Below are 7,419 nucleotides of genomic sequence, written 5' to 3'. Positions count from 1 at the left end.
AAAACCAAACATACTGCTGCAAATTCAAACGCCAAAGGTCAACACGCCCTAATAGCTGACATAAAAAACAAAACGGCGCATAAAGCGCCGTTTTAGTATGTACTCATTTTATTCTGGTAATTAGTCTTTAAATTGCTTGTGGCAATCTTTACAGCCTTTGGCCCAAGCGCCAAATGCTTTACCAATTACGGCCTTATCGCCAGATTGAGCTGCTAAAGCGAGCTTATCTGCATTGGCAGCAAAGGCATTGGCTTTTTTAACAAAGGTTGCATTATCAGACCATACATCAGCTAAGGCTGCTGTATCACCTTTATCAGTACCTTCGTAAAACGCTTCCCATGGCATTTTAGAAAGGGCAGCTGCGTTATTAGCGCGCATTTTAAATTGCTCTGCATCAAAAGGAATTTTACCTTTTAGCATTGCGCCCATATCGCTAATTTGCACTGAAATCATAGAAAACGCAGCTTGACGGTATTTAATAGCATCACTTGGTTCTTTAAATGCAGTATTTGCAGATACGCTAAGTGTACATGTTGCTAAAGCAACCCCTGCTAAAAATTGTTTTAATTTCATGTTTTGCCCCTGTAAGTTATTTCTTGGTTAATGCTTTTGTATCCTAGCCTCTGCTTTTATTCAAGCAGATACGGTAAAATAAACCAAAAGCTAGTCGTTCAAGCCTATATCAGCAAAGATCATCCCTCGGCGCATACTACGAGTGGCCAAAAATACCTCGCCAAGTAACGACATAAAACCACATATTAATAAGGCCATTGCAGCTACAAAGCAGCTGGCAATTGTTACCCCTAAATTAATAGATTGAATGTGTGATAAGAATAACAGCATAACCACCGCGCATACTAGCAAGGCGCTAAGCACACTCATACTAAAAGCAATATGGATACATCGCGAGCGCTTTAACAGTGCTCGCAGCTCTGTGGCTAAGGTTTTATTAAAATCTTCGTCGATACTTACTTTTAATTTTCGTTCAAGTTGCCTCGCACGGTCGGTAATACGCGCTAAACGATTAGATAAAACTCCGAGCGTGGCAGCAATACCGGTAATTAAAAAGACTGGGGCGACGGCTGTTTGAATGACTTTAGCCATGGTTAAAATATTTATAACATCGTTACTCATTAAACTTTCCCATAAAAAGTTACACTTGTTTACAGTGATTTACAAATAGCAAAGATTATATAAATTATTAAAATACAATCACTTATGCTTTTGGTTTGGAGGTAAGTATCGTGAAGTGTAACCTACTTGTAATCTCACTGTTGCTAGTGTGTGCGATGAAGCTTTATATTAAAAATTACAATTCTAATTACATTGAATTGAGTAAATACAATAATATAAAACTCACTCCAGGGGAAATAATGTCTAATTTAACACTAAAAAGAACCGCTATTTCATCAGCTATTGGTTTAGCTATGATGTCATATGGTGCAGCCGCTGCACCTGACTTATCTAAAGGTTACGTTCCTGAAATATCAAATGTAAAAACATACTCTCAAGATAAAACCATTTCGACGAAAGCTCGTTATATTATTCAGCTTGAGGACGAACCATTAGCAACATACAAAGGTGGTATTGTAGGCCTTGAAGCAACGTCTGCAGCAGTTACGGGTGACAGCAAAGTTAACCTATCTTCTGCTCCTGCCTTAAAATACAGCAGCTACCTAAAAGCAAAACAAAAAAGCGTAGCACAAGTAGCAGCATCTGTTAGCGGTGGCTCAGTTTCTCACTCATTTAGCACATTATTTAACGGTATTGTTGTTGAGGGTGAGCAAGGTCAACGTGAAAAACTTGCTAAGCTTGCAGGTGTTAAAAAAGTATTTTTAGATACTGAATACCACACTCTAATGGACGCTTCTATTGATGTAATTAAGGGCGTTGAAGCTTGGCAAGCGCTAGGCGGTCAATCTGAAGCCGGGAAAGGCGTTAAAGTTGCTATTATTGACTCGGGTATCCGTCCTGAAAACCCAATGTTTTCAGATATTGGCTTTGCAGCTGCAGAATTTACCGAAGAGGAAGCGGCTTACATCGCAGAGAACCCTGATTACTGTCGTATGGAGGGAGGTGAAGCTGATTTTTGTAACAACAAATTAATTGTTGCACGTGCATTTGGCCCAACACCAAGTGACGTACATCCTGATGAATATATTGGCTCTCCACTAGGCTATGACGGTCACGGAACGCATGTTGCGGGTACTGCTGTAGGTAACCCAATTGAAATCACTTACCAAGACAATAACGTGTCAATTTCAGGTGTTGCACCAGCAGCACAGTTAATGGCTTATAAAGCGCTTTGGCATACTGCCGATGGACGAGGTAGCGGTACAACTGTTGCTTTAATGGGGGCACTAGAAGCTGCGATTAAAGATGGCGCAGACGTAATTAATAACTCGTGGGGCGGCGGTGCAGGTGCTAATCCTGCGAGCAGTGCATACAGTGATCTATTTACTGCAGCAGAAGAGGCTGGTGTAGTAGTAGTAACTGCAGCAGGTAACGATGGTAACGGTCCTCAAACTATTGGTTGTCCTGGGTGTATTGAATCAGGTTTAACAGTTGCTAATACGCAAACAGGGCGTTTTTTCTCTCAGCAGATTGAAGTGGCTGGCGAATCGTATTTAAGCATTGAAGGAAGCAATGGTTTATTAACAGATCCTATTTCACTTCCTATTATTTCGGCACAAGTTGTTGCTCCAGATAACTTTGAAGGGTGTGAAGAGTTTGCTGAAGATATTTCATTTGCAGATTCTGTTGCGCTAATTTCTCGTGGTAGCTGTGCGTTTACTACGAAAGCTGCAAATGCTGAAAAAGCGGGCGCGGCGGCGGTAATTATCCATAACAATGTTGCAGGTGGTGCAATGGGTATGTCTATGGATGATGCCACTATTCCAGCCTCAGCGATTAGCCAAGAAGATGGCTTAAGCTTGGTTGAGCTTTTAACTGAAGCTGAAGAGCCGGTTATTGCTTCACTCGATCCTAGTGTGAAAAGAACAATTCAAGAAAAATTTACCGATGCGGTCAATTCATCAAGTTCACGTGGACCTAATGGCGAGCCTAGCTTCTTAAAGCCTGATATTGCAGCGCCAGGTACAGATATTTTATCTGCGTACTCGCCGGATGAAGGTAATGGTATTACCTTTAATGCTATTTCAGGTACAAGTATGGCGAGCCCACATGTTGCAGGTGCAGCTGCACTAATGAAACAAGCTCACCCAGAGTGGAATGCTGTACAAATCAAAACGGCACTTATGAGCTCATCTAAGATGGATGGCTTACATAAAGAAGACCTAGTAACCAAGGCTGATGCATTTGATGTAGGCGCTGGTCGACTAGATGTGCCAAGTGCTTTAAACGCTGCACTTACTTTTAGCCACGGTTCTTACGCCGACCCGAGCTGTTTAAGTGTATGTAGTTTCGAGAATACTGTGCAAAACATGACGGATACTGAGGGGGAGTGGACTGCAAAAGTAGTAACCGATATGCAAGGCGCTGAAATTACTGTCTCTCCTAGCACTATAACACTTGGTGCGCATGGTTCTACTTCTACTGACTCAGAAGGAGTTGAAACAAGCACTGATATGGCTGAGTTTAACCTAGATATAGACTCAACATTTAACGATGTTAAAGGTTGGAACTTCGGCCACGTAGTGTGGACGCATACTGAGACAGGTCAAGTCGCTCATTTACCATTTGCTATTCATGACGATGAAACAACCAATGCGGCTGTGTTAAACGCATCTGTAGATGCAGATTCATTAAATACTTCAACTCCGGCTAAAGTTGACGTGAGCTTTGAAAATACTGTTTATAGTGATGAGTTTGAAATCAATATTCAGCTTGATGAAAATGCTGAGCTACTTAAGGGTTCAACGCCTGTTGCCACTGAGAAAAACGGCTCAGGTACAATTACGTTAAGCGAAGATCGCAAAGAGATTAATTGGAAAGGTCAAGTTGCTCGAACTGGTTTTACAATTGATGACGAGGAATTTTTAGGAAATTTATCGCTACCTGATTTAGGAGTGGAACCATTCGCATGTAGTGGTGATTGTGATGAGTTCAGTGTCTCTGTTAATGCAGAATTTATGTTTGATGGTAAAGAATACTCTGCATTTACTATTTCTGATAATGGCTTTATTGCTGTAGGTGATGGTGTGAGTACCACGGGTGCTTGGAACCCACAAAATATGCCAAATCTGTCTGCACCAAATGGTGTTATCGCTCCTTTATGGGCTGATTTTGACTTAGCTGGTGGAGCTACCGGTGGTGGTGAACTATATATTGGTGTGTTGACTGGCGGTGATGATACTTACTATGTTGTTGAATGGAATAACGCTCAAATTTACGCAGGTACAGGTGAAGAGTACACGTTCCAAGTAATTATCAAAGAAGGCAGCGATGAAATTAGACTTAACTACATTGATGTGCCTGTATTACCTACTCCTTATTCAGCAGGAGTGGAGTCTGAAGACGGCAAGATAGGTAAAATGCTGGATACGCTTACAACAGGCACAGGCTTAGGTAAAGGGTATATAGTTAATCGAGTTGAAGGCGGAAGTGTGGCAATAGAATACCAAGCCTTTGCAAAAGATCGTAGCCATTACACAGCTGCAGATGCAATAGAAGTTGATGAAGAGCAAACAGTGACTATTGATGTGCTAGCTAATGATATGGCTGAGTCGCGTTTTGTATTTGACGTAGTAGCCTCTTCAGAAACAGAAAATGCAGAATTTTCTGCGCATAAAGGTGTAAAAGTAAATGGCAGCTTAGTTTCATCAACTGTTGAGGTGGTTTCTGCACCTGCAAATGGCTCAACAACTGTGAATGAAGATGGCACGATTGATTATACGCCAAATGCACAGTTCTCTGGTGAAGATAGCTTTACATACACAGTGCGTGAAGCATCAGGTACAACAGCCGAAGAAACCATGGTGTCAATCGCTGTTAACGATACCATTGCAGACCCTCAGCCAGTGACGCCAACACCAGAGCCTGAAAGCAATGGTTCATCGGGCTCACTCGCTTGGTTAACCTTACTTGCTGCGCCGTTTGCATTTATGCGTCGTCGTAAACAAAAGTAACTTTATAACTAACACGTTATTTTAAAGGGAGCCTCGGCTCCCTTTTTACATAGCTTCACAAACTAAATTACACCACGCTTTATTATTAGGTATATTTAATATCACCAATAATAAAAAACATAGAGACTTTATAATGATTCGTTCTTCATTTACGCTAGCCGCGTTATCACTCGCAGTACTAGCTGGGTGTGATAATGCACCAAAAAGTACACTTTCAGACACCACAACAACGATGCAAGCACAACAAACCAAAAAAACAGTGAGCGCCGTGGCGCCGATTGCTAAAAAAGTTCCGCATGAAATGACCATTCATGGCGATACTCGTATCGATGATTACTACTGGCTACGTGATGATGAGCGCAAAGCGCCAGACGTTATAAATTATTTAAATGCTGAAAACGCGTACACGGAGGCCATGCTTGCGCATACTCAAACATTGCAAGACAAGTTATTTGAAGAGCTAAAAGGGCGTATCAAAAAAGACGATGACTCGGTGCCAGTAAAAAGAGGCGATTATTTTTATTCATCGCAAACCCGTGGTGATAATGAATACTCCACTTATGTACGCAGTAGTGACTTTAAAGGCACTGATCAGCAGGTTATTTTAGATGTAAATGAGCTGGCCAAAGATCACGATTACTTTGCTATCAGTGGCTTATCTGTAAGCACTAACGGAAATTTAATGGCGTACGGGGAAGATACTGTTAGCCGTAGAATTTACACCATAAAGGTAAAAGATTTAACCACTGGCCAGCTGCTCGAAGACAGGCTCGAGGGAACAAATGGCGGCGTTATTTGGGCTAACGATAACAAAACCTTTTATTACATTAAAAAAGATGCACAGACCTTACTTGGCTACCAAGTTTACCGCCATACGTTAGGTACACCGCAGAGTGATGATGAGCTGATCTACGAAGAAACCGATACCAGCTATTACACGGGGATTAGTAAGAGCAAAGATGGCTCACAAATTTATATTTGGCACAGCAGCACCAATGCCTCTGGTATGTCGGTACTCAGCGCAGATGATAATAAAGCAAAACCTAAGCGCTTAATTGAGCGTGAAGATGACCTTGAATACAGTGTTTCAAAGCTTGGTAATACGTACTACATCGTCACTAACTTAAATGCGGTTAACTTTCAGCTAATGAAGGTAGATATTGATAAAGTCCATGATAAAGCGAATTGGCAAACGGTGATTGCTCCGCGCGATGATATTAAGCTTGAAGGCGTTGATTTATTTAAAGACTACCTTGTATATCAAGAGCGTGAAATGGGTCAATCTCGTCTTATAGTACGTAACCTGACAACGGGCGGTGAACAAGCACTAAGCTTTAACGACAGTGCCTACACCATTGCAAGTTATGGGAACAACGAAATCGATACCGACATGCTGCGTGTCTACTATACAAGTATGACTACACCGGGTACCTCGTATGATATTAACCTGAAAACAGGTGATAAAACCCAACTTAAACAGCAAACTGTGTTAGGTGATTTTAACGCAGATAACTATGCCTCTGAGCGTATTTTTGTAAAGGCTCGCGACGGTATTAAAGTGCCGGTAAGCTTAGTGTACCGTAAAGATGCATTTAAAAAGGATGGCACAAATCCATTACTTCAATACGGCTATGGCTCGTACGGTGCGACAATGGACCCTACGTTTTCAAGCTCCCGCTTAAGCTTATTAGACCGTGGGTTTGTGTTTGCTATAGCGCATGTGCGTGGCTCGCAAATGTTAGGTCGCCCATGGTATGAAGACGGTAAATTATTAACTAAAAAGAACACCTTTAACGACTTTGTTGATGTAACTAAGTCACTAGTGTCACAAGGTTATGGTGCCAAAGACGAAATATTTGCTTACGGTGGCAGTGCGGGTGGTTTATTAATGGGCGCGGTAGTTAACCAAGCACCTGAACTTTATAAAGGGGTGGTTGCAGCAGTGCCTTTTGTTGATGTGGTCACCACCATGCTTGATGAAAGTATACCCCTTACAACCAATGAGTATGGCGAGTGGGGCAACCCAAACGAAAAAGAATATTACGACTACATGTTATCGTATTCACCGTATGACCAAGTGTCTAAGCAAGCGTATCCAAATATGTTAGTGACTACGGGATTACATGACTCGCAAGTTCAGTACTTTGAACCGGCTAAGTGGGTTGCAAAGCTACGTGACTATAAAACAGATGATAATAAACTACTATTTAAAATAGATATGGAAGCTGGCCACGGTGGAGCGTCTGGTCGCTTTAAGCGTTTAGAAGATACAGCGCTTAATTACGCGTTTATGCTTGATTTAGCTGGCATTAAAAACTAACTACATAAAAGT

General features: G+C 41.6%; 4 protein-coding genes. 2 read left to right on the top strand and 2 right to left on the bottom strand.

The window, feature by feature from the left end:
* Positions 1-120 precede the first annotated feature (120 nt).
* Both AABI99_RS10835 and AABI99_RS10830 read right to left on the bottom strand, forming a co-directional pair.
* Positions 121-573 (bottom strand): cytochrome c, encoded by a 453-nt coding sequence (locus AABI99_RS10835; protein WP_338365765.1) that lies wholly within the window; start codon positions 571-573, stop codon positions 121-123.
* 90 nt (positions 574-663) lie between these two features.
* A complete protein-coding gene (locus tag AABI99_RS10830; protein ID WP_338365764.1) occupies positions 664-1,134 on the bottom strand; it encodes a DUF2721 domain-containing protein in 471 nt (156 codons plus the stop codon).
* A 239-nt stretch (positions 1,135-1,373) separates the two neighbouring features.
* Between AABI99_RS10830 and AABI99_RS10825 the strand changes: the two genes are divergently transcribed.
* Together AABI99_RS10825 and AABI99_RS10820 are read left to right on the top strand one after the other, a co-directional pair.
* The gene (locus AABI99_RS10825; protein ID WP_338365763.1) at positions 1,374-5,087 is read left to right on the top strand and encodes a S8 family serine peptidase; all 3,714 of its coding nucleotides are present in this window, start codon (positions 1,374-1,376) and stop codon (positions 5,085-5,087) included.
* A 133-nt stretch (positions 5,088-5,220) separates the two neighbouring features.
* Complete coding sequence (locus AABI99_RS10820; protein WP_338365762.1) at positions 5,221-7,407, top strand: S9 family peptidase; 2,187 nt, start codon at positions 5,221-5,223, stop codon at positions 7,405-7,407.
* The last annotated feature ends 12 nt before the right edge of the window (positions 7,408-7,419 follow it).

It is taken from the genome of uncultured Pseudoalteromonas sp., assembly GCF_963922945.1.
GTDB lineage: Bacteria > Pseudomonadota > Gammaproteobacteria > Enterobacterales > Alteromonadaceae > Pseudoalteromonas.
This window is presented reverse-complemented; position numbering and strand designations above follow the sequence as displayed.